This is a genomic window from Methylobacterium sp. FW102-HT35C08, from assembly GCF_058790235.1.
Window position 1 is genome coordinate 4213965 of sequence record NZ_JBYTCL010000002.1, and the last position, 23574, is coordinate 4237538.

The 23574-nt window shown below is 68.9% G+C and carries 17 protein-coding genes; 3 read left to right on the forward strand and 14 right to left on the reverse strand.

Going from position 1 to position 23574, the window contains the following annotated elements:
• Window positions 1–2: 2 nt before the first annotated feature.
• The 5 genes from AC3WSN_RS20060 to AC3WSN_RS20080 all read right to left on the reverse strand — a co-directional run bounded on the left by AC3WSN_RS20060 (window position 3) and on the right by AC3WSN_RS20080 (window position 5917).
• On the reverse strand, window positions 3–323 hold the full coding sequence (locus AC3WSN_RS20060; protein WP_492540284.1) for a DMT family transporter: 321 nt from the start codon (window positions 321–323) through the stop codon (window positions 3–5).
• A gap of 279 nt (window positions 324–602) precedes the next feature.
• Complete coding sequence (locus tag AC3WSN_RS20065) at window positions 603–2288, reverse strand: B12-binding domain-containing radical SAM protein (protein ID WP_492540286.1); 1686 nt, start codon at window positions 2286–2288, stop codon at window positions 603–605.
• Between the two features lie 255 nt (window positions 2289–2543).
• On the reverse strand, window positions 2544–3350 hold the full coding sequence (locus AC3WSN_RS20070; protein ID WP_492543185.1) for an SDR family NAD(P)-dependent oxidoreductase: 807 nt from the start codon (window positions 3348–3350) through the stop codon (window positions 2544–2546).
• Between the two features lie 32 nt (window positions 3351–3382).
• Entirely contained in the window at window positions 3383–4165 is a 783-nt protein-coding gene (locus AC3WSN_RS20075) for an enoyl-CoA hydratase-related protein (RefSeq protein WP_492540288.1), read from the reverse strand.
• Window positions 4166–4177: 12 nt separating this feature from the next.
• Window positions 4178–5917: an acyl-CoA dehydrogenase family protein gene (locus AC3WSN_RS20080; RefSeq protein ID WP_492540290.1), complete on the reverse strand. Its 1740-nt coding sequence runs from the start codon at window positions 5915–5917 to the stop codon at window positions 4178–4180.
• A 137-nt stretch (window positions 5918–6054) separates the two neighbouring features.
• Here AC3WSN_RS20080 and AC3WSN_RS20085 point away from each other — a divergent pair, with 137 nt between their 5' ends.
• Window positions 6055–7053 carry an L-threonylcarbamoyladenylate synthase gene (locus AC3WSN_RS20085; RefSeq protein WP_492540292.1) on the forward strand — a complete coding sequence of 333 codons (999 nt, stop codon included), beginning with the start codon at window positions 6055–6057 and terminating at the stop codon, window positions 7051–7053.
• 137 nt (window positions 7054–7190) lie between these two features.
• On the opposite strand, the gene wrbA is transcribed toward AC3WSN_RS20085, so the two are convergent.
• Window positions 7191–7787, reverse strand: a complete 597-nt coding sequence (wrbA, locus tag AC3WSN_RS20090; RefSeq protein ID WP_238197640.1) for an NAD(P)H:quinone oxidoreductase — start codon at window positions 7785–7787, stop codon at window positions 7191–7193.
• Between the two features lie 138 nt (window positions 7788–7925).
• Here wrbA and AC3WSN_RS20095 point away from each other — a divergent pair, with 138 nt between their 5' ends.
• On the forward strand, window positions 7926–8798 hold the full coding sequence (locus AC3WSN_RS20095; RefSeq protein WP_492543187.1) for a LysR family transcriptional regulator: 873 nt from the start codon (window positions 7926–7928) through the stop codon (window positions 8796–8798).
• Between the two features lie 6 nt (window positions 8799–8804).
• On the opposite strand, the gene greA is transcribed toward AC3WSN_RS20095, so the two are convergent.
• Complete coding sequence (gene greA / locus AC3WSN_RS20100) at window positions 8805–9278, reverse strand: transcription elongation factor GreA (RefSeq protein ID WP_492540294.1); 474 nt, start codon at window positions 9276–9278, stop codon at window positions 8805–8807.
• Between the two features lie 204 nt (window positions 9279–9482).
• On the opposite strand from greA, the gene AC3WSN_RS20105 reads away from it, so the two are divergent.
• Window positions 9483–10292 carry a class I SAM-dependent methyltransferase gene (locus AC3WSN_RS20105; protein WP_492540296.1) on the forward strand — a complete coding sequence of 270 codons (810 nt, stop codon included), beginning with the start codon at window positions 9483–9485 and terminating at the stop codon, window positions 10290–10292.
• A gap of 12 nt (window positions 10293–10304) precedes the next feature.
• Here AC3WSN_RS20105 and acuI read toward each other — a convergent pair whose 3' ends face one another.
• The 7 genes from acuI to rplJ form a co-directional block, all read right to left on the reverse strand.
• Window positions 10305–11291: an acrylyl-CoA reductase (NADPH) gene (acuI, locus tag AC3WSN_RS20110; RefSeq protein WP_492540298.1), complete on the reverse strand. Its 987-nt coding sequence runs from the start codon at window positions 11289–11291 to the stop codon at window positions 10305–10307.
• A gap of 87 nt (window positions 11292–11378) precedes the next feature.
• Window positions 11379–11972 (reverse strand): hypothetical protein, encoded by a 594-nt coding sequence (locus tag AC3WSN_RS20115; RefSeq protein ID WP_192710158.1) that lies wholly within the window; start codon window positions 11970–11972, stop codon window positions 11379–11381.
• Between the two features lie 217 nt (window positions 11973–12189).
• Complete coding sequence (locus AC3WSN_RS20120; RefSeq protein ID WP_192710231.1) at window positions 12190–13287, reverse strand: cell wall hydrolase; 1098 nt, start codon at window positions 13285–13287, stop codon at window positions 12190–12192.
• A 413-nt stretch (window positions 13288–13700) separates the two neighbouring features.
• The gene (gene rpoC, locus AC3WSN_RS20125; protein ID WP_192710159.1) at window positions 13701–17912 is read right to left on the reverse strand and encodes a DNA-directed RNA polymerase subunit beta'; all 4212 of its coding nucleotides are present in this window, start codon (window positions 17910–17912) and stop codon (window positions 13701–13703) included.
• 178 nt (window positions 17913–18090) lie between these two features.
• Window positions 18091–22215 carry a DNA-directed RNA polymerase subunit beta gene (gene rpoB, locus AC3WSN_RS20130; RefSeq protein WP_192710160.1) on the reverse strand — a complete coding sequence of 1375 codons (4125 nt, stop codon included), beginning with the start codon at window positions 22213–22215 and terminating at the stop codon, window positions 18091–18093.
• 246 nt (window positions 22216–22461) lie between these two features.
• Window positions 22462–22839 (reverse strand): 50S ribosomal protein L7/L12, encoded by a 378-nt coding sequence (gene rplL, locus AC3WSN_RS20135; protein WP_192710161.1) that lies wholly within the window; start codon window positions 22837–22839, stop codon window positions 22462–22464.
• A gap of 49 nt (window positions 22840–22888) precedes the next feature.
• Entirely contained in the window at window positions 22889–23407 is a 519-nt protein-coding gene (gene rplJ, locus AC3WSN_RS20140; RefSeq protein WP_192710162.1) for a 50S ribosomal protein L10, read from the reverse strand.
• Window positions 23408–23574: the final 167 nt, after the last annotated feature.

Consider the following 23574-nt stretch of genomic DNA (forward strand, 5'->3'; position numbering starts at 1 on the left):
GCTCAGCCCGGGCTCGACAGCTTCATCAGGACGAGCCCGGAGCCGATCAGGCCGGCGGCGAGGATCCGGCTGGCGCTCGCCTGTTCCCCGAGAACGGCGATGCCGACCAGGAACGCGCCGACCGCGCCGATGCCGGTCCAGATCGTGTAGGCGGTTCCGAGGGGCAGCGTGCGCATGGCCAGCGCCAGGAAGCCGACGCTGCCGGCCATCGACACGGCCATGATCGCGGTCGGCCAGAGGCGCGTGAAGCCGTCGGACTGCTTCATCGCGAAGGCCCAGACGACCTCCAGCACGCCCGCGGTGACGAGATAGATCCAGGCCATGCGGCCCTCCTGAAAGGGCCGGGCCGTCCCGGACTTGTACCCCGCCTGCGGGGGGAGGACGTGGCCTCGCGGGGGCTCAGCTAAGGTCGATCGGCCAAGCCTGCAAGCGCGGTGGCATCAGATCCGACGCACCTCCCTCATCCTGAGGTGCCGCGTCAGCGGCCTCGAAGAAGGGCTCCAGGGATCGCGGCGGCCTCTGGAGGTCTCCTTCGAGGCCTCCGCTGCGCTCCGGCACCTCAGGATGAGGGCGCGGAAGGGAGGATACGCAGCGACGACCCGTCAGGCCACCGCCGCAAGGTGCTTGACCTCGGCCTTGGCCACCACCTTGCCGACCGGCGGCGCCTTGCAGGTCTCGGCCTCGGGCGCCAGGACCGGCGGCTGCACCCAGCGGCCGGCATCGAGGTCGGCGATCCGACCGTTGATCTCGCGGATGACGTAGCGCGAGAACGGGTAGACGTGCAGGTAGATCACCATGTTGGTGACCACCGCCTCCAGGGCGGCCGGGTTGCGGCGGGCGGTCTCCAGGAACACGCTCCAGAAGTGCTTGGCGAGTTCCGGACGCCGCACGGTCATCCGCCAGCACACGCGCAGCAGCGAATAGAGATCGTGGGCGATGTGGCGCCAGTTGAGCTTCTGCGCGGCGAATTTAGGCCGCTTCACCTGCCGCGCGACCACGCGCACGCGGTCGAAGAAGTTCGGCGGGTCGTAGATCTCCTGGAGGACATCGCGGTAATCGGCCAGCACGTCGCGCTGCGGGCGCAGGGTCACGAAGTTGATGCCCTGCGTGCACTGGTCGCCCTGGTCGGCCGTGGTCGCCGCGTAGTTCTCGTAGAGGCGGCCCTCCTTGCGCAGGCGGCGCGAGAGCTGCGTGTTCGGCAGCGCGAACAGCAGGCCGACCATGGCGATCGGAATGCCGGTCTGGCTGATGCACAGCGACATCGCCGTGTTGATGCTGTCCTTCTCGGTGTCGAAGCCGACGATGAAGCCGGCCGTGACGAACATGCCGTGCTCGTAGAGCTTGTGTACGCTGTCGGCGATCGAGCGCTTGGTGTTCTGCTTCTTCTGCGTCTGGATCAGAGTCGCCTCGTCGGGCGTCTCGATCCCGGTGAACAGGGCGAAGAAGTTCGCGTCCCGCATCATCCCGAGCAGTTCGTCGTCGTCCGCGAGGTTGAGCGAGGCCTCGGTGGAGAACTTGAACGGGTAGCCGTGTTCCTCCTGCCACTTGATCAGGTGGGGCAGGAACAGCTTGATCGCCTTCTTGTTGCCGATCAGGTTGTCGTCGACGAAGTCGACATGGCCGCGATAGCCGAGGCCGTAGAGCCGGTCGAGCTCGGCCAGCATCTGCGGCGTGGTTTTGGTCCGCGGGGCGCGGCCGTAGAGCTCGATGATGTCGCAGAACTCGCAGGTGAACGGGCAGCCGCGGGAAAACTGGACGCCGATATAGAGGTAGTGGCTGAAGGTCAGCAGGTCGAAGCGCGGGATCGGGCTCTTGGTGACGTCGGCCTTGAACTTCTCGGCCGTGAGCCGGCCGCGGCGCTCGCCCGCCTCCCAGGCGGCCACGAACTTGTCGAGGATGCCCTCGGCCTCGCCCAGCACCAGGAAATCCGCCTTGTCGTAGACTTCCGGCGTCGAGGTCGGCGCGGGGCCGCCGACGCAGACCGGGGTTCCGAGCGCCACGCAGCGGTCGATGACCACGAGGCAGTCCGGCTCCTGGGGCAGCATGCCGCCGGTCATCACGAGGTCAGCCGCCTGGATCTGCGCGTCCGTCAGCTCCTCGCAGTTGCGGTTGACGAGCGTCACCTGCCAAGCCGGCGGCAGCATCGCGGCGAGCGTGATCAGGCCCAGAGGCGGCGCGGGCGCGCGGGCGCCCTGCAGCTCCATGGCCTCTTTGAAGTTCCACATCGAGTTTTCGTAGAACTTCGGGAACACCATCAGCACGCGCGGCGCCGTGTTCGCTTCCGACATGCCAGTTTCCTCGTTCATACGCGCGGCCCAACTCCGATCAGAGATCGATGCGGACGCAGGATCGACCCCTGACCTGCGGGCGAATTAAGGCCGTTTTTCGCTCCCGCAGCAATCGGAGCGCCGATTGCGCCAAGACGCCCGCCCGGACGCCGCAAAGCAACCCTGCCGAGCCCCGCCGCCGGGTCGGCGATCCGATTACCCGGACGCTGCGCCCTTTGCGCGACACATCGCGGCTTCGGCAAGATCCGGGAGCCGTCAGGGCGCGATCCGGAACCGCTCCGGCTGCGCGCCGTCCGCATCGGTGAAGCCGTAGATTCGGGCAAGGTCGCCGGCATGCAGCACCGCGCCGGCCCGGGCCGCGATGTCCGGGTCGGCCGCAAGAGCGGCGAGCGCCCGGCCGGCGTAGAGTGGCCCTTCGGTGGCGAGCCCATCCTGCCCGAGATCGCGCGCCCGCTCGGTGGCGACGAAGCCCGGCGAGAGGCCGAGCGCGGTCACGCCGTGCGGCGCGAGTTCCCGGGCGAAGGCCAGGGCGAGCCGGTTGGTGGCGGCCTTGGCGGAATCGTAGAAGACGTCGCCGAGGTAATCCTCGGTCCCGAAGGAGACCAGCGCGATCAGCCCGGAACGCGCCGCCACCATGGCGGGCGCGACCGCACGTGCGAGCAGCAGCGCCGGCAGCGGACCGGCTTCCAGGAAGCCGAGATAGGGCTCGGCCGAGCGGCGCCAGAACGGCGTGCCCCAGTCGGCGCCATCCGGGTAGCGCTCGCCGTCGTAGCCCTCGTTCCCGCCCCAGACGCTGCAGGCCGCGACGTCGATCCGGCCGAAGCGGCGCAGCACCCAGTGGACCAGGGTGTCGGTGGCGCGCTCGGAGCGGTGATCGCAGATGTAATGATGCCCGCGGCCGCCGGCGGCATCGACCATCCGGGCCGTGTCCTCGATCGATTCGGGCCGCATCTCGGTCCGTGCGCCGGTCTCGCTGGACCGGGCGGTGACGATCACGGTGGCCCCCGCCTCTCCGAGAGCCCGGGCGAGGCCCCGGCCGACGCCCCGCGAGGCACCCGCCACGAGACAGATCTTCTGGGAGAGGTCCGGCGCGCTCACGCCGAGGACGCGGGCTTCGACCGCGACAGGAAGGCGGCGAGCCGCTCCTGGGATTCGGGCGAGCGCAACTGCGCGTCGAAGGCCTTGGCTTCCGCCTCCAGGGCGGCCTCGACCTGCGCCTGGTCGCCCCGGATCAGGGCGCGGGAGGCCGCCAGCGCCCCGCGCGGCAGGGCGGCGAGGCGCGTGGCCTGCGCGATCGCCTGCTCGACCAGCATGTCGGCCGGCAGCACCGCGTTGACGAGGCCGAGCGCCTGCGCCTCGTCCGCGTCGAGGGGACGGGACAGAAGCAGCAGCTCGGTGGCCCGGAGCCGTCCGACCCGCAGGGGCAGCAGGTAGCTCGAGGCCGCCTCCGGCACGAGGCCGAGTTCCACGAACGGCATGCGCAGCCGCGCCGCCGGGCTCGCGTAGACGAGGTCGCAGTGCAGGCAGAGCGTCGCGCCGATCCCCACCGCGATCCCATCGACCGCCGCCACCATCGGGGTGCGGGTGCGGGCGAGCTGGCGGATGAAGGTCAGGGCCGGCGAGGCAGTGAACCCGTCCCCGGCCTTGTCCCCGGAAGACTGCCCCATAAAGTCGGCGAGGTCGTTGCCGGCGCTGAACATGCCGGGCTGTCCGGCGAAGACCACGGCACCGACCTGGTCCGAGGCGTCGGCCTCGGCCAGCGCCTCCCGCATGGCGTCGTACATCGCGCCGGTCAGCGCGTTCTTCTTCTCCGGACGGTTCAGGGTGATCAGGCGGACGCCGCCCTGGAGATCGTCGATCGCGACGGTATCGGCCATGATCCGCTCCCCTCAAACCGCCAGCGCCAGCGCGGCATCGTCCGTGAAGGCGCTGCCCGCCACGACACTCTGCTCCAGGCCCTCGGCCGCGGTCAGCAGGTTCTCGGCATAGAAGCGCGCGAGGGCGATGCGGCCGGCATGGGCCGGATCGGTCTCGCCGGTCTTCAGGGCGGCGCTGGCGGCGAGCGCGCTCCGGGCGAGGCAGGCGCCGCCGAGAACCAGGCCGAACAGGCGCAGATACGGCGTCGCGCCGGCGAGCGCCGTCTCCGGACGGTTGGAGCTCAGCGCCGCGAGCTGGTGGCTCGTCGCCCGGTCGAGGCTGCCGATCCCGTCCCGCAGCCGCGCCGCCATCTGGCCGAAGGCGGGATCGCCGGCCTTGAGCAGCCCCTCCGCCGCCTTGCGCATCCAGGCGATCTGCGACCGGGCCGTGGCGCCGCCGTTGAGCGGCAGCTTGCGGGCGGTGAGGTCGATGGCCTGGATGCCGTTGGTGCCCTCGTAGATGCCGAGGATGCGGGCATCCCGCATGAGCTGCGCCGCCCCGGTCTCCTCCACGAAGCCCATGCCGCCGTGGACCTGCACGCCGAGCGAGGTGACCTCGTTGGCAAGATCCGTCGCGAACGCCTTCGCCACCGGCGTCAGCAGGGAGGCGCGGTCCAGAGCGGGCTGCCCCTCCGGCCCCTTGGACGCGTCGAGGGCAGCCGCGGTGAGATAGCAGATCGCGCGGGCGGCGGCCGTGGAGGCCTTCATGGTGAGCAGCATCCGCTGCACGTCCGGATGCGCGGCGATCGGGCTCGTCGCCTCGGCGGCGCCGATCGCCCGTCCCTGCCGGCGCTCCTGCGCGTAGGCGATCGCCCGCTGCGTCGCGGCCTCGGCCACGCCGACGCCCTGCAGGCCGACATTGAGCCGGGCCGCGTTCATCATCGTGAACATGCAGGCCAGCCCCTTGTTCTCCTGCCCGATCAGCCAGCCGGTGGCGCCGCCATCGTCGCCGAACGCCATGGAGCAGGTCGGCGAGGCGTGGATGCCGAGCTTGTGCTCGATGCCGGAGCAGCGCAGGTCGTTGCGGGTGCCATCCGGCAGCACCTTCGGCACGAGGAACAGCGAGATGCCCCGCGTGCCCGCCGGCGCGTCCGGCAGCCGGGCCAGCACGAGGTGTACGATGTTCTCGGCGAGGTCGTGCTCGCCGTACGTGATGTAGATCTTGTTGCCGGTGATCCGGTACGTGCCGTCGCCTACCGGGACGGCCCGGGTCCGCAGCAGCGCCAGGTCGGAGCCCGCCTGCGGCTCGGTGAGATTCATGGTGGCGGGCCACTCGCCCGAGACGAGCTTCTCGAGATAGCGCGCCTTCAGGTCCTCCGAGCCGTGGGCCGCCAGAGCCTCGATGCCGCCCTGGGTCAGGAGCGGGCAGAGCCCGAAGGCGAGGTTGGCGCCGTTCCACATCTCCGTGCAGGCGGCCTCAATCAGCTTCGGCAGGCCCTGCCCGCCGTGGTCGGCCTCCGCCGAGAGCCCGTTCCAGCCGCCTTCCGTGAAGGTGCGGTACGCCTCCCGCCAGCCGGGCGGGGTGGTGACGCGCCCGTCCGCGAACGGGGTGCCGTGCCGGTCGCCGACCCGGTTCAGCGGCGCGATCACCCCAGCGGCGATCCGCCCGGCCTCGGTCAGGATCGCCTCGGCATCGTCGGGGTCGACCGCGTCGAGCCCGACCACGTGCCGGAGGGTGAACAGCATCTCGGGGACCGGGGCGCGGTAACTCATACGATCCTCCCTTGGCGCGGCCCGCCCGTTCGTTGCCCCCGGGGCGGGTTTGACCGCGCCCGCGAACCGGGGCTACGGCGGCCCGAGAATAGGCGCACGCGCCGCGCGCCGCCATCATCTTGGGAACGGCTTTTCGCATGAACGATCCCGGGTCAACGGTCCCGGCCGCGACCCGGCGGCTCGGCCCGGACGCGTCCGGCCTCGCCGAGGCCGCCGCGCTCCTGCGGGCTGGCGGCCTCGTGGCCTTCCCCACCGAGACCGTCTACGGGCTCGGGGCGGACGCCACCGACGCCGATGCAGTGACGCGGATCTTCGCCGCCAAGGACCGGCCGCGCTTCAACCCGCTGATCTCCCACCTGCCGGAGGCGGAAGCCGCCTTCGCGGAAGGTGACTTCGACGCGCACGCGCTCCGCCTCGCGGAGGCCTTCTGGCCGGGTCCACTGACCCTGGTGGTACCGGCTCACCCGAAGACTCAAATCTCCGATCTCGCCCGCGCCGGCCTGCCGAGCGTCGCCCTGCGGGTTCCGGCCCATCCGCTTGCCCAGGCCCTGCTGGCCGGCGTCGGCCGCCCGGTCGCGGCGCCCTCGGCGAACCGGTCCGGACGGGTCAGCCCGACCCGGGCGGACCACGTCCTTTCGGATCTCGCGGGCCGGATCGGCGCCGTGCTCGATGGCGGCGAAACGCAGGTCGGCGTCGAATCGACCGTGGTGGCGTGTCTCGGCGGGACGCCGCGGCTGCTGCGGCCCGGCGGGATCACCCGCGCGGCCCTGCGCGACGTCCTCGGCCTTGAACCGGCCGTGCCCGAATCGGCGGATGCCGACCGCCCGTCCGGCCCCGGCATGCTCGCCTCGCACTACGCGCCCCGCGCGCGGGTCCGCCTGAACGCGGCACAGATCGAGCCGGACGAGGCGGTGCTGCTGTTCGGATCGGCACGCCCGGCGGGTCACGAGCGGGCACGCGCCGCGCTCAACCTCAGTCCGTCGGGCGATCTCGCCCAGGCGGCGGCGCGGCTGTTCGGCGCCTTGCGCGATCTCGACGCAAGCGGCGCCGACACGATCGCGGTGGTGCCGATCCCCGCCGAAGGATTGGGCGAGGCTATCGGTGACCGCCTCGCCCGGGCCGCCGCGCCGCGCTGAGAGCAGAGATTTTTTCGGTGGCGACGGAACAGACATCGCCGCCATCCGTTTATTGATCACGAAGGCCTTCTCAGCCCCCAAATGGCCTTTTCCCTTCCAGGCTCGGAGCAATCCGAGCCTTTTTTCTTGGGCTTCTCTCAGGCCAGCTTGGCGGCGATCCCGGCGACGTGGCGGCCCTGGAAGCGGGCGCCCTCCAGTTCCACGGCGCTGGGCTGGCGGGAGCCGTCGCCGTCCGCGATCGTGCTGGCGCCGTAGGGCGTGTTGCCCTTGACGGCCTCGACGCCAGCCTGGCCCTGGAAGCTGTAGGGCAGGCCGACCACCACCATGCCGTGGTGGAACAGCACCGTGTGGAAGCTCGTCAGGGTGGTCTCCTGGCCGCCGTGCTGCGAGGCGGTCGAGGTGAAGACCGAGCCGACCTTGCCGACCAGCGCGCCCTTCATCCACAGTCCGCCGGTCTGGTCGATGAACTGCTTCATCTGCGAGGCCATGTTGCCGTAGCGGGTCGGCGTGCCGAAGATGATGGCGTCGTAATCGGCTAGCTCGGCCACGGTGGCGATTGGCGCGGCCTGATCGAGCTTGAAGTGGTTCTGCCGGGCGACCTCCTCGGGCACGAGCTCGGGCACCCGCTTCACTACGACCTCGGCCCCGGTCTCGCGCGCACCCTCGGCGACGGCGTAGGCCATCTGCTCCACGTGCCCGTAGGTCGAGTAGTACAGCACCAGAACCTTGGCCATGCGGTGGTCTCCCATCCTGTGTCTCGAACAGCCCGGCGAATCGTTCGCCGGTGCGGTGCCCCTCCATGGCGCGTTTCACGCTTTGCAAAAATGCCCTGCGGCGCAAGAGTGGTCTTGCATCGACGCAAGGGTCAGAACGTGTCGCTGGATTGGGATGAATTTCGGTTTGTGAAGTCCGTGGCGGATCACGGCGGCCTGACGGCGGCGGCCGCGCAGCTCGGGATCAACCACTCGACGGCGTTCAGGCGGCTCGCGGCGGTGGAGGCGAAGCTCGACGCGCGGCTGTTCGAGCGCCTGCGCACCGGCTACGTCCCGACTCCGGCGGGTCAAGCGATGATCGCGGCGGCCGCCCGGATCGAGACCGACGTCACGCAGTTCGCCCGCGCGATGGCGGGCCGCGGCGAGACGCCGTCGGGGGAGTTGCGCGTGACCGCGCCCGCCGGCTTCGCAGCCGATCTGCTCATGCCGGTCCTGGCCGCTTTCAGCGCACGCTACCCGGAGATCCGGATCGACCTGCTCCTCACCGAGGAGGCGCTCAACCTGTCGCGCCGGGACGCCGATGTGGCGATCCGGGTAAGCCGGGAGCCGAGCGAGACCCTGGTCGGGCGTCGCCTGGCCGCCACGGCCTGGGGGCTCTACGGCCGGGCCGACCGGGAGTATGGCGACCTGTCCCAGGAGGCCTGGGTCTGCCCGGGTCCCGGGGTGGCGAATGGCTCGTTCTTGCGGTTCGTCGCGGCCCGCGCTCCGGCCGACCGGATCCGGCTGCAGCTCAACACGGTGACAGGTCTCGACGCGGCGGTCTCGGCCGGCCTCGGGATCGGTCCGCTGCCCTGCTTCGTGGCCGACGCCAACCCGGCCCTGCGCCGCCTGTCCGGCCCCTATCCGGAACTCGGAGCCGATCTCTGGGTGCTGACGCATCCCGACCTGCGCCACGCGGCGCGGGTCCGGGCTTTCATGGAGCATTTCGCCGAAGCGATGCTTCCCCTGCGGGCGCGTTTCGAGGGCCGGTGATCCGGCTCAGCGGATCTCGACGACCTCGACCTCGTGGCCGTTCACCTCGACCACGTCGCCGACGGCCTTGCCGGTGATCGCCCGGGCGAGCGGCGCCACGTAGGAGATCGATCCCTTGTGCGGGTCGGCCTCGTCCTCGCCGACGATCCGGAAGGTCTGCCGGCTCTCCTTGCCGGAATCGTCCTCGCGTACGACCGTGACGGTGGCGCCAAAATGGACGGTGTCGCCGCCAATGGGCTCGACGAGCTGTGCGGTGTTCTTGCGCGCCGCCCAGTAGCGCAGGTCGCGCCCAATCCGGGAATCCTCAGCCTTGTCGGTGGGGTCCAGGGAGGCGACTTCCTTCTCTAAGCGCGCGACCTCGGCCTCGATCTGCGCGAGGCCTTCCGGGGTGACGAAGTTGGTATGGGGCGAGATCGGCCGATCCGGCAGATTCTCGAACGCTTCCCCGCCCTCGGGCTCTTTGACAAATGCGACGCTCATAAAAACGGTAACCTGTCAGGTACAGCAAAGGTTCCAACCAGGCCGCGAACCCTGCCGTCCCACGCCTGCCGTCAGCTCCGGCCATAGGTCCACGGAGCGAGCGAGAAAACGATCGTCCCGGCCATCGGACAAGCCTCTGCGTCTCGCCTGGCAGGGTCCGGGGTCGGAGCCGTACGATAGGCCGGGAATCACCCGGAGCAGCCGATGTCCTCCCCCTCCCCGGCCGACGCCATCGCGGCCAACCGCCGAGCCTGGGACGCCTCCGCCCCGCTTCATCGCGACGCCCCGTCCTGGGAGCGCCTGAAGCAGCAATTCGCGCGCGATCCCGGCTTTTCCTGGTTCGACCCGCCCATGGAGGCGGCTCTGCGGGCGATCGGCCTCGGTGAGCGCGCGGTCGCCCATCTCTGCTGCAACAACGGTCGGGAGACGGTGTCGCTCATGAACCTGGGCGCCCGGGAGGCCGTCGGCTTCGACCAGTCGGACGCCTTCCTGGATCACGCCCGGGAATTGGCGGCGGTTGCAGGGCGCGCCTGCACGTTCGTGGCGGGGGACGTGCACGCGATCGCGGCCCGGTACGACGGCGCCTTCGACCTTGTGGTGATCACGATCGGCGTGCTCGGCTGGATGCCGGATCTCGCCCGGTTCATGGCCGTGCCGGCGCGCCTGCTGCGCGCGGGCGGGCGGATCCTTATCCACGAGGAACACCCCGTGGTGAACATGTTCGACCCGCGGGCGGAGCCGCCGCTCCTCGTGAGGCACTCGTATTTCCGCGCGACACCCTTCGTCGGCGAGGACGCGATCGTCTACGGGGACGGCCCGGCGCCGCGGGTCGGTCCCCATTACTGGTTCGCCCATCCCCTGGGCCGCGTGATCGAGGCCCTGATCGGCTCGGGTCTCGCGATCGAGGGGCTCCGCGAGTACCCGGACAACATCAGCGCGGCGGCCTGCGAGTCTCTCGCGGCCAGCGGGATGCTGCCGATGAGCTATCTGCTGCAGGCCCGGAAGGAGCCGTGAGGCCCGCCTCCTCTACGCCACCTCGACCACAATCCGTCCTCGGACCTTGCCGGCCAGGATCTCCGCGCCGAGCCGGCCGACCTCGTCCAGCCGAACCTTGCTGGTCATGGTGGCGAGCTTGCCGAGGTCGAGTTCCCGGGCGAGCCGCGCCCAGGCCTCGCGGCGCTTCGGCTGCGGAGTCGTGACGCTGTTGATGCCGAGCAGCGAGACGCCGCGCAGGATGAACGGCGCCACGGAGGTCGGCAGGTCCATGCCCTGCGCCAGCCCGCAGGCGGCGACCGCTCCGTCGGCCTTGGTCATGGCGAGCACGTTGGCGAGCGTCGTGGAGCCGACTGCGTCGACTCCCGCCGCCCAGCGCTCCTTGCCGAGCGGCTTGCCGGGCTTCGACAGCTCCGCCCGGTCGAGGATCTCGGCAGCCCCGAGCCCCTTCAGGTAATCGGATTCGCCGTCGCGGCCCGTGGATGCGATCACGTGCCAGCCGGCCCGGGCGAGCAGCGCCACCGCCACCGAGCCGACGCCGCCCGAGGCGCCGGTGACGATGACCGGGCCGTGCTCCGGCTTCACGCCGTGGGCGTCGAGCGCCATGCAGCACAGCATCGCGGTGTAGCCGGCGGTGCCGACCGCCATGGCCTGCTCCGGCGTCAATCCTTGCGGCAGCGGCACCAGCCAGTCGCCCTTGACCCGGGCGCGCTGCGCGTAAGCACCGAGATGGGTCTCGCCGACGCCCCAGCCGGTGAGCACGACGGCGTCGCCCGGCTTGTACGCGGGGTGATCCGAGGTCTCGACGATCCCCGAGAAGTCAATGCCGGGGATCATCGGGAAGCGGCGCACCACCGGCGACGTGCCGGTGAGCGCGAGCCCATCCTTGTAGTTCAGGGTGGAGTGCGTCACCCGCACGGTGACGTCGCCGTCCATCAGGTCGGCATCGTCGAAATCCCGGAAGGCGAGGCTCTGGCCGCCCTCGTTCTTCTCGACCACCCAGGCCTTGAACGTCCCCATCGTCACCTCCCGTGTTGCGCGGTGAGGTGTGGCCGGGACGCCCGGAATCAAGGCGGCCCGGACACGTCGCCCGGGCCGCGCCTGCGATCAGTAGCCTTCGTAGCGGCTGCCGTAGGAGAATCCGAGGCCGACGCCGATATCCGACGAGCTGGCACCGGTGATGCCGACCGCATCGGGGATCGAGCCGACCAGCGGACCACCCGCATAGGCAGCAGGGGCGTAACCGCCGCCGTAACCGCCGCCGGCCGGCACCCAGCCGGAGCGGGCCGGCGCCACGAGCACCCGGCGGCTCACGCTGGCGTATTCCGGCGGGATCGTCTCGGGGATCGACTGGGCCGGACGCACCAGCACGGTCCGGGTGCGCACCGCGAAGCGCGGCGGCGTGGTCACCCAGCAGCCGACCAGCTCACCGCCGGGACCGCGGCTGGTCTGCCAGAAGCGGCCGCCCGGCGAGACCATGACGCGCTCGGACACGGTGTCGTAGACCGGCGGCGTGGTCCGGTAGACCGTGCGCGGCGGACGCACCAGCACGTTCTCCTGCACGGTGTCGTAGACCGGCGGCGTGACCACGTGGCGGTAGCATTCGGAACTGTAGCAGCCGCCGGCCTGGGCGGGTGCGGCGAGGAGCAGGCCGCCGAGAGCGGCGGCAAGAAGAGTGGTGCGAGCGACCGACGCGGTCATGGACGTCCTCTGGTACGCGATACTGGCGAGAAGCGACGCGGAAGCGACGCCCGTCTCGACGTACTAGAGGCCCGACTCGTTGCCTTGCGCGCAAGCATTATCCGAATCGAAGGTAAAATTAACCCTCGGTTTCGACTGCTTAGACGTCGCCTACTTAGGTAGGATTCTCTCTATTAACGACAGTCTTTCTTATAAAGTCCGGAACAGGGCCGGCTCCTCAAGTCTGCCCGGCCCGAAGCTGGTAGAAGATGTGACGGCCGATCACGTCCATCTTGCGCAGGCGGCGCGCCCAGCCGGGCCGCACGTAGTCGGCATGGTAGTGGGTCGCGGCGCCGACCTCGGCGAGGTAGGTCCGGCCCTCGATCACCGAGCGGGCGATGCGGGTGGCCGATTCCCAGGCGCCGGCATCGGTGATGCGCAGGGACTTGCCCTCGCAGGCGAAGGAGAACTGGCAGCCCATGTAGTGGTGCCGGTTCTGGTAGACGACGCCGCAGACGCTCGCCGGGTAAAGACCGCTCTTCACCCGGTTCAGCACCACCTGGGCGACGGCGGCCTGCCCCGCCTCCGGCTCGCTCCGGGCCTCGAAATAGACGGCTTCCGACAGGCAGCGCTGCTCCTTGTCGAGGGAATCCGGGTCGATCAGGTCGGCGTAGCGGCGCCGCGCGTCCTCCGGGACCGGCTGGACGCTGTCGGGACGCTCAGTGCGGATCGCGAAATCGGGCAGGGCCAGGCTCGCCGCGGCGACCTCGACGGGGATCGCGTCCGCAGGCGCCGGCGTGGTCGAGGAGAGGGCGACCGCGCGGGGCACCGGCGGGGTTGAGCCGTCGAAGCGCTCGGGATCGCCGTCCTCGGTCAAATCGGCCGAGCCCTCGCCCGTGGAGGCGGCGCTGCCAGCGCCCGTGGTCAGGCCGAGATCCGGCACGGGGATGAAGGTGGCTTCCGGCTCGGATTCCGGGTCCCAGATTGCGGAGCCCTGGGTGAGCACGCCGCTGACGCTGCCGGTGACGTCGCCGAACACCAGGGCGGCGCCCGTCTCCCGCAGGCCTGCGGCCCGGCGGGCAAAGCTCTCGGCCGGCGGCCGGGCCGGATTGCCCTTGCCCCCCCGCTGCACCACCGGGAAGACGTGCGCGCCGGTCTTGAACACGGCCTGGGGCGGCTCGTCGGAGAGGCGCCGCAGAGCGGAGCCGATCAGGACGGTGCCGGGCGGCAGCGGCGGGACGGTGCCGGCGTCGATCACGCCGAGCCGGCTCGACCCGATGGCGTTCTCCGTGCCGGCATCGGCCGTGAACGACACCAGGAGGCCGAGGCCGACCATCCAGGGCGTCATTGCCGCCGAGAGCCAGCGCAGGCTCGATTCCCGTCGTCCTCGTCTCGTGCCCACGACGCCAGACCCGCACTCACGCACCCGAACCGGCCCGATCCTCCCCGTTTCCGGGGTGTTTCTGGGGCCGCCCAGAATTTATCGCGCGGCATGGTTGAGGGCCGGTTAAGCCGTTGACGTGCGCATTGTCCCGCATTGTGGGGGAACTCTGCCGGGTCCCGCTGTCATCATTCCAGGGTCGCGCAGCGGAGCCCGGGATCCGGAGCCGCCGACGCATCGAGATACTGCGCCAACAGCGGCTCTGGGTTCCGGGCTCGCCTCCGGCGCCCCGGAAAGACGGCGCGTTCCCAAAACAGAAAAGGGCGGCCCGAAGGCCGCCCTCTCTCGTCTCGGTCCGACCGGTCGCCTTACTCGGCGGCGGCGGGCGGAAGCTCCTCGACCGGCATCGCACCGCTCTCGGTCTGCTTCTGCTGCAGGATCATCGCGTCGCGGCGGCGGGCGATGGAGCGGATATCCGCCACCATCGAGCCGGTGCCCGCCGGGATCAGCGAGCCGACGATCACGTTTTCCTTCAGGCCTTCCAGGGTGTCGACCTTGCCGTTGACCGCCGCCTCGGTGAGGACGCGGGTGGTCTCCTGGAACGAGGCCGCCGAGATGAACGACTTGGTCTGCAGCGACGCCTTGGTGATGCCGAGCAGGACGGGGACGCCCTGGATCGGCTTCTTGCCCTCGGCGAGCAGCTTCTCGTTGAAGTCGGTCAGCTCCGTGCGATCGATCTGGTCGCCCGAGAGGATGTCCGAGTCGCCGCCGTCGGTCACTTCGACCTTCTGCAGCATCTGACGGACGATCACCTCGATGTGCTTGTCGTTGATCGACACGCCCTGCAGCCGGTAGACCTCCTGGATCTCGTTGACGAGGTAGGCCGCGAGTTCCTCCACGCCCTTGATCGCCAGGATGTCGTGCGGGGCCGGGTTTCCGTCGACGATGTAATCGCCGAGTTCGACCACGTCGCCGTCCTGCAGGTGGATGTGCTTGCCCTTCGGGATCAGGTACTCGACCGCCTCCGAGCCGTCATGCGGCGTCAGCGTGAGCCGACGCTTGTTCTTGTAGTCGCGGCCGAACGCGATGGTGCCCGACTTCTCGGCGATGATCGCCGCGTCCTTCGGGCGCCGGGCCTCGAACAGCTCCGCCACCCGCGGCAGACCGCCGGTGATGTCGCGAGTCTTGGCCGAGTCGGTCGAGACGCGGGCGAGGATGTCGCCGGCCTTGACCGTCGCGCCCGGGTCGAAGCCGATGATGGCGTCGACCGGCAGGAAGTAGCGGGCGTCCGAGCCGCGGGGCAGCTTGAGCGCCTTGCCGTCTCGGTCGACCACGACCATCGCGGGCTTCAGGTCCGAGGTCCGGGCCGAGCCGCGCCAGTCGACGACAACGCGCTTGGCGATGCCGGTCGACTCGTCGGTGGTCTCGGTCATGGACTGGCCATCGACCAGATCCTCATAGGCCACGAGGCCGTCCACCTCGGTGAGGATCGGACGGGTGTAGGGATCCCACTCGGCGATCCGCTGCCCGCGCTTGATCTTGTCACCCTCGTCGACCCGGAGCTTGGCGCCGTATTGCAGGCGGTGGACCGCCCGCTCGACCCCGTCCGACCCGACGATGACGACCGCCACGTTGCGGCCTGTGGCGATCAGATCCCCGTCCGTGTTCTTGGCCACGGCGCGGTTGCGGATCTTGATCGTGCCCTCGAAGCTCGACTCGATGAACGACGAGTCGGCGATCTGGGCCGCACCACCGATGTGGAAGGTGCGCATCGTGAGCTGCGTGCCCGGCTCGCCGATCGACTGCGCCGCAATGACGCCGACGGCCTCGCCCATGTTGACGGGCGTGCCGCGGGCGAGGTCGCGCCCGTAGCAGGTGGCGCAGACGCCGCTCTTGGTGGCGCAGACCAGCACCGAGCGGATCTTCACCTCCTGGATGCCGGCGGCGTTGATTGCCGGCAGGTGCCGCTCCTCGATGGTCTCGCCGGTCTTGACGATCACCGTGCCGTCCGCGGCCACCAGATCCTCGGCCGTGGCGCGGCCCAGGATACGAGTGGCGAGCGTCGCCACGACCTGGCCGGCATCCACGATGGCGCGCATCTTGATGCCATTGGTCGTGCCGCAATCCACCTCGCGGATGACGGCGTCCTGCGCCACGTCGACGAGGCGGCGGGTCAGGTAGCCGGAGTTGGCGGTCTTCAGGGCGGTGTCGGCCAGGCCCTTACGGGCACCGTGCGTGGAGTTGAAGTACTCCAGAACGTCCAGGCCTTCCTTGAAGTTCGAGATGATCGGGGTCTCGATGATCTCGCCCGACGGCTTGGCCATGAGGCCGCGCATCGCCGCGAGCTGCTTCATCTGGGCAGGCGAGCCACGGGCACCCGAATGGCTCATCATGTAGATCGAGTTGACCTGCTTGTCCGCACCGTGCTCGTCCTTCTGGACGGCCGAGATGCGGCCCATCATCTCGGCGGCCAGCTTGTCCGAGCACTTGGCCCAGGCATCGACCACCTTGTTGTACTTCTCGCCCTGGGTGATCAGGCCATCGTTGTACTGCTGCTCGTAATCCTTCACGAGCGCGCGGGTCGTGTCGACAATCGACCACTTGTTCTCCGGCACGACCATGTCGTCCTTGCCGAAGGAGATGCCGGCCTTGAACGCGTGGGTGAAGCCCAGCGCCATGATCCGGTCGCAGAAGATCACCGACTCCTTCTGACCGCAGTGGCGGTAGACGGTGTCGATCATCGCCGAGATTTCCTTCTTGGTCATCAGCTTGTTGACGACGTCGAAGGGCACCTTGGCGTGCTTCGGCAGGGCGCCGGACAGGATGACCCGGCCGGGCGTGGTCTCGTAGGTCTTGGTCAGCGGCTCGCCATCCGGGCCGATGCCGGTCCAGCGCCACTTGATCTTCGAGTGCAGCGACACGGCCTTGGCGGCCAGGGCGTGCTCCAGCTCGCCCATGTCACCGTAGACGCCCTGCATCGGATTCTTGGTGTTGCCCGGCTTGAACTCGCCCGGCGCGCCCTCGGCCACGATCGACAGGTAGTAGAGGCCGAGAACGATGTCCTGCGACGGCACGATGATCGGCTGACCATTGGCCGGGTGCAGGATGTTGTTGGTCGACATCATCAGGACGCGCGCTTCCAGCTGCGCCTCGAGCGACAGCGGGACGTGCACGGCCATCTGGTCGCCGTCGAAGTCGGCGTTGAACGCGGCGCAGACCAGCGGGTGCAGCTGGATCGCCTTGCCCTCGATCAGCTTCGGCTCGAAGGCCTGGATACCGAGGCGGTGGAGCGTCGGCGCGCGGTTCAGCATCACCGGGTGCTCACGGATCACCTCATCAAGGATATCCCAGACCTCCGGCTTTTCTTTTTCGACCAATTTCTTGGCCTGCTTCACCGTGGCCGAGAAGCCCTTGGCGTCGAGGCGCGCGTAGATGAACGGCTTGAACAGCTCCAGAGCCATCTTCTTGGGCAGGCCGCACTGGTGCAGCTTCAGCTCCGGACCGACCACGATGACCGAACGGCCCGAGTAGTCGACGCGCTTGCCGAGCAGGTTCTGGCGGAACCGGCCCTGCTTGCCCTTCAGCATGTCGGCGAGCGACTTCAGCGGGCGCTTGTTGGCACCCGTGATGACGCGGCCGCGGCGGCCGTTGTCGAACAGGGCGTCGACCGCCTCCTGCAGCATCCGCTTCTCGTTGCGGATGATGATGTCGGGCGCGCGCAGCTCGATCAGCCGCTTCAGGCGGTTGTTGCGGTTGATGACACGGCGATACAGGTCGTTCAGGTCGGAGGTCGCGAAGCGGCCGCCATCCAGCGGGACTAGCGGGCGCAGGTCCGGCGGGATCACCGGCACGACCGTGAGGATCATCCATTCCGGCTTGTTGCCGGACATCTGGAAGGCCTCGATGATCTTGAGTCGCTTCAGGAGCTTCTTGGGCTTCAGCTCCGAGGTGGTGACCGCGATCTCCTCGCGCAGATCGTTGGCGATCTTGTCGAGGTCGAGCTCCTGCAGGATGCGCCGGATGGCCTCGGCGCCGATCATGGCGGTGAACGAGTCCTCCCCGTACTCCTCCTGCGCGCGCAGATACTCCTCCTCCGACAGGAGCTGACGCTCCTTCAGGGGGGTGAGGCCCGGCTCGATGACGCAGTACGACTCGAAGTACAGGATCCGCTCAAGGTCCTTGAGCGCCATGTCGAGCAGCAGGCCGATGCGGCTCGGCAGCGACTTCAGGAACCAGATGTGGGCGACGGGGGCGGCCAGCTCGATATGGCCCATGCGATCGCGCCGGACGCGCGCGAGGGTGACCTCGACGCCGCACTTCTCGCAGATGACGCCCTTGTACTTCATGCGCTTGTACTTGCCGCACAAGCACTCGTAGTCCTTGATCGGCCCGAAGATACGCGCGCAGAACAGGCCGTCGCGCTCGGGCTTGAAGGTCCGGTAGTTGATGGTCTCGGGCTTCTTAATCTCGCCGTACGACCAGGAGAGGATCTTCTCCGGGGACGAGATCGAGATCTTGATCTGGTCGAAGCTGACCGGCGTGGCCTGCTGGTTGAAAAGGTTCATGACCTCTTGGTTCATGATCCGCTCCTTGTTGACGCCGGCAGCCCCGCGCCGGGCCACCGCGTCCTGAAAAAGATCCGGCGCCGCACCCCGCACGGGCGCTGCTCACCGTCGTCGAACCCCGGAAGGCCCCTCCCCTTCCCGCTCGACCGTGGCGGCGGCAGGCCGCCGCCACGGGAGGTGTGGTTCTCTTGGCTTACTCGGCCGCGTCCGCAGGCGGCTCCAGCTGGTCGTTGGCCGCCTTCTTGGAGGAGGTAAGCTCGACGTTGAGGCCGAGCGAGCGCATCTCCTTGACGAGCACGTTGAACGACTCGGGGATGCCGGCCTCGAACGTGTCGTCGCCGCGGACGATCGCCTCGTACACCTTGGTGCGGCCGGCCACGTCGTCCGACTTCACCGTGAGCATCTCCTGCAGCGTGTAGGCCGCGCCGTAGGCCTCCAGCGCCCAGACCTCCATCTCGCCGAAGCGCTGGCCGCCGAACTGCGCCTTGCCGCCCAGCGGCTGCTGGGTGACGAGCGAGTACGGGCCGATCGAGCGTGCGTGGATCTTGTCGTCCACGAGGTGGTGGAGCTTCAGCATGTAGATGTAGCCCATGGTGACCTTGCGGTCGAAGGGCTCGCCGGTGCGCCCGTCGTAGAGCGTCGACTGCGCCGAGCGGTCCAGCCCGGCCATCTCCAGCATCTGCTCGATGTCGGCCTCCTTGGCGCCGTTGAACACCGGGGTGGCCATCGGCACGCCGCGGCGGACGTTGTTGCCGGCCTCGGCCAGCTCCTCGTCCGTCAGGCCGTCGAGTTCGCCCGGGGAGTAGATCGCCGTCATCTCCTCCCGCAGCGGCGCGATGTCCTGTGTCTTCAGATAGGCATCCACCGCCTTCGACACCTTGCGACCCAGGCCCGCAGCCGCCCAGCCCAGGTGCGTCTCCAGGATCTGACCGACGTTCATGCGCGAGGGCACGCCCAGCGGGTTGAGCACGATGTCGGCATGCGTGCCGTCCTCCAGGAACGGCATGTCCTCGATCGGCACGATCCGCGACACGACGCCCTTGTTACCGTGACGGCCGGCCATCTTGTCGCCCGGCTGGATCTTGCGCTTCACCGCCACGAAGACCTTGACCATCTTCATGACGCCCGGAGGCAGCTCGTCACCCCGCTGCAGCTTCTCGACCTTGTCGAGGAAGCGCTGCTCAAGGCGCTTCTTCGACTCGTCGTACTGCTTCTGCATCGCCTCCATCTCGGTCATGAGACGGTCTTCGATGACGGCGAACTGCCACCATTGCGAGCGCGGGTAGTCGTTGATCAGCTCGCGGGTGAGCGTGGTGTCCTTCTTGAAGCCCTTCGGGCCGGCCACCGGCGCCTGACCGATCAGCACGTCCGCCAGACGGGCGTAGGTGTTGCGGTCGAGGATCGCTTGCTCGTCGTCGCGATCCTTGGCGAGCCGCTCGATCTCCTCGCGCTCGATCGCCTGGGCGCGCTCGTCCTTGTCGACGCCGTGGCGGTTGAACACCCGGACCTCGACGATCGTGCCGGTGACGCCCGGCGGCACCCGCAGGGAGGTGTCGCGCACGTCCGAGGCCTTCTCGCCGAAGATGGCGCGGAGCAGCTTCTCCTCCGGCGTCATCGGGCTCTCGCCCTTCGGGGTGATCTTGCCGACGAGGATGTCGCCCGCGTTCACCTCGGCACCGATGTAGACGATGCCGGCCTCGTCGAGGTTCTTGAGCGCCTCCTCGGAGACGTTCGGGATGTCGCGGGTGATCTCCTCCGGCCCGAGCTTGGTGTCGCGGGCCATCACCTCGAACTCCTCGATGTGGATCGAGGTGAACACGTCATCCTTCACGATCCGCTCGGAGAGCAGGATCGAGTCCTCGAAGTTGTAGCCGTTCCACGGCATGAACGCGACAAGCACGTTCCGGCCGAGCGCCAGCTCGCCGAACTCGGTCGAGGGACCGTCGGCGATGATCTCGCCCTTCTTCACGAACTCGCCGACGCGGACCAGCGGCTTCTGCGTGATGCAGGTCGACTGGTTGGAGCGCTGGAACTTCTGGAGGCGGTAGATGTCGACGCCCGGCTTGTTGGCGTCGGCCTCCTCGGTGGCGCGGATGACGATACGGGTGGCGTCCACCTGATCGATGATGCCGGCCCGGCGCGCCGCGATGGCGGCGCCGGAATCGCGCGCGACCACCGCCTCCATGCCGGTGCCCACGAACGGGGCGTCGGCGCGGACCAGCGGCACCGCCTGGCGCTGCATGTTCGAGCCCATGAGCGCGCGGTTGGCGTCGTCGTTCTCGAGGAACGGGATCAGCGCCGCGGCGACCGAGACCAGCTGCTTCGGCGACACGTCCATGAGGTCGACGCGCTCAGGCCCGACGACGATCACCTCGCCGGCGCGACGGCAGACCACGAGGTCCTCCGTGAGCTTGCGGGCCTCGTCCATCTGGGCGTTCGCCTGGGCGACGTAGTATTTCGCCTCTTCCATGGCCGAGAGGTAGGCGACCTCGTCGGTGACCACGCCGTCGCGGACGCGGCGGAACGGGGTCTCGATGAAGCCGTACTTGTTCACCCGCGCGAAGGTGGCGAGCGAGTTGATCAGGCCGATGTTCGGGCCTTCCGGCGTCTCGATCGGGCAGATGCGGCCGTAGTGCGTCGGGTGCACGTCGCGCACCTCGAAGCCGGCGCGCTCGCGGGTCAGACCGCCCGGGCCAAGCGCCGAGAGGCGGCGCTTGTGCGTCACCTCGGACAGCGGGTTGGTCTGGTCCATGAACTGCGACAGCTGCGACGAGCCGAAGAACTCGCGCACGGCCGCAGCCGCAGGCTTCGCGTTGATCAGGTCCTGCGGCATGACCGTGTCGATATCGACCTGGCTCATGCGCTCGCGGATGGCGCGCTCCATGCGCAGGAGGCCCAGGCGGTACTGGTTCTCCATGAGCTCGCCCACCGAGCGGACGCGGCGGTTGCCGAGGTGGTCGATGTCGTCGACTTCGCCCTTGCCGTCGCGCAGCTCGACCAGCGCCTTGACCACCGCCAGCATGTCCTCCTTGCGGAGCGTGCGCACGGTGTCGGCGGCGTCGAGATCGAGACGCATGTTCATCTTCACGCGGCCGACCGCCGAGAGGTCGTAGCGCTCGGAGTCGAAGAACAGCGAGTGGAACATCGCCTCGGCGGTGTCGAGGGTCGGCGGCTCGCCCGGGCGCATGACCCGGTAGATGTCGAACAGCGCGCCCTCGCGGCCGGAATTCTTGTCCACCGCCAGCGTGTTGCGGATGTAGGGACCGACATTGACGTGGTCGATGTCGAGCACCGGCAGCTCGGCGGTGCCGACATCCTCCAGGCTCTTCAGAAGCTTCTCGGTGATCTCCTCGCCGGCCTCGGCCCAGATCTCGCCGGTCTGGGTGTTGACCAGATCCTCCGCGATGTACTGGCCGACGAGATCCTCGTCGGTCGCCTTGAGGAACTTGGTGCCCTTCTCGGTGATCTGGCGGGCGTTGCGGGCGTTGAGCTTCTTGCCGGCCTCAAGCACGACCTCGCCGGAATCGGCGTCGATCAGGTCGACGGTCGCCTTCATGCCCTTCATGCGCTCGGCATCGAACGGCACGCGCCACTCGGCGCCGTCCCGGTCGTAGACCACGCGGTTGTAGAAGGTCGACAGGATCTCCTCGCCGTCCAGGCCCAGGGCATAGAGCAGCGACGTCGCCGGCAGCTTGCGCTTCCGGTCGATGCGGACATGCACGATGTCCTTGGCGTCGAACTCGACGTCGAGCCAGGAGCCCCGGTACGGGATGATGCGGGCGGCGAACAGGAGCTTGCCCGACGAATGGGTCTTGCCCTTGTCGTGGTCGAAGAACACGCCCGGCGAGCGGTGCATCTGCGAGACGATGACGCGCTCGGTGCCGTTGACGATGAAGGTGCCGTTCTCCGTCATCAGGGGCATGTCGCCCATGTAGACGTCCTGCTCCTTGATGTCCTTGACCGACTTGGCCTGGGTATCGGGATCGACATCGAACACGATGAGGCGAAGCGTGACCTTCAGCGGGGCCGCGAAGGTGATGCCGCGCTGGCGGCACTCGTCCACGTCATACTTGGGCGCCTCGAAGGTGTAGCGCACGAACTCGAGCAGCGCCGTGGCGGCGAAGTCGGAGATCGGGAACACCGACTTGAACACGCTCTGCAGCCCCTCGTCGGCGCGCCCGCCCTCGGGCTCGTCGACCATCAGGAACTGGTCGTAGGACGCCTTCTGAACCTCGATGAGGTTCGGCATCTCGGCAACTTCCTTGATCTTGCCGAAGAACTTCCGAATGCGCTTGCGACCGACCAGCGTGTTGGCCATGTGACCTCGCTCCTACCCGCGTACCTCTCGCCCGGGGAAGCGTTCCCGAAAGGGACCTCCCGCACCGGGCCGTGACGCGCGCCCCGCCGGGCCGCGCCACCGAACCTGAATCTCTCGCCGGCCCCTTTCAGGACCATCCGCCGAAGCGGCCTAAAGCCCGCGGGCGCAACACCCGCGGGCTCCGGTCACGACAGGCCCGAGACGGACCTCCGTGGGGTGATGGGCCGGAACCGGCCCATCGTCGACTTACTTGAGCTCGATCTTGGCGCCGGCCTTCTCGAGCTGGGCCTTGAGCTTCTCGGCCTCGTCCTTGGCGACGCCTTCCTTGACCGGCTTCGGCGCGCCCTCGACCAGGTCCTTGGCCTCCTTGAGGCCGAGGCCGGTGATCGCGCGGACCTCCTTGATGACCTCGATCTTCTTGTCGCCGGCGGACGCCAGGACGACCGTGAACTCGGTCTGCTCCTCGACGGCGGCAGCGCCACCACCGGCAGCCGGGCCGGCAGCCACGGCGACGGCGGCAGCGGCCGAGACGCCCCACTTCTCTTCGAGCATCTTGGCGAGGTCGGCAGCCTCGAGAACGGTCAGCGAGGACAGGTCGTCGACGAGCTTGGCAAGATCAGCCATTTTGAATTCCTCTCAGATATCGGTTCGAACAGGTGATTTTTGAAGGGCCTCAGGCGGCCTCGTCCTTCTTGGCATAAGCCCCGAACACGCGGGCGAGCTTGGCCGCCGGCGCATTGACGACCTGGGCGATCTTGGTCGCGGGCGCCTGCACGAGGCCCACGATCTTCGCGCGCAGTTCGTCGAGGGACGGGAGCGAGGCGAGGGCCTTCACGCCGTCCGGGTTCAGGGCCGTTGTCCCCATCGCGCCGCCGAGGATCACGAGCTTGTCGTTAGCCTTGGCGAAATCGACCGCGACCTTCGCGGCAGCGACCGGATCGCCCGAATAGGCGAGCAGGGTCGGGCCCTTCAGGAGCGGCTTGATGGAGGCGACGTCCGTGCCATCGAGTGCGATGCCGGCGAGGCTGTTCTTGGCGACCTTCACGGTGGCGCCGGCCTGCTTCATCTGCGAACGCAGCTTCTGCATGTCGGCGACCGTGAGGCCCTTGTAGTGGGCCACGACGACGACGGCGCTCTGATTGAACACGCCGTTGAGCGTCGAGACGAGATCAGCTTTAGCTGTCCGGTCCACTGGGCTCTCTCCGGTTGGCGGAACCCGGGTTCGGGTCCGCCGGTTGCACATGCCGCCCGGACGTGATCTCGGCCGAAAGACCGGGAACGTCCGAACGACGCTTCGCGGCCCTGTCCCCGCGCGTGCCCTTCCGGGCCGCCTCGGGCGAGTGGGTTCAAACCGATACC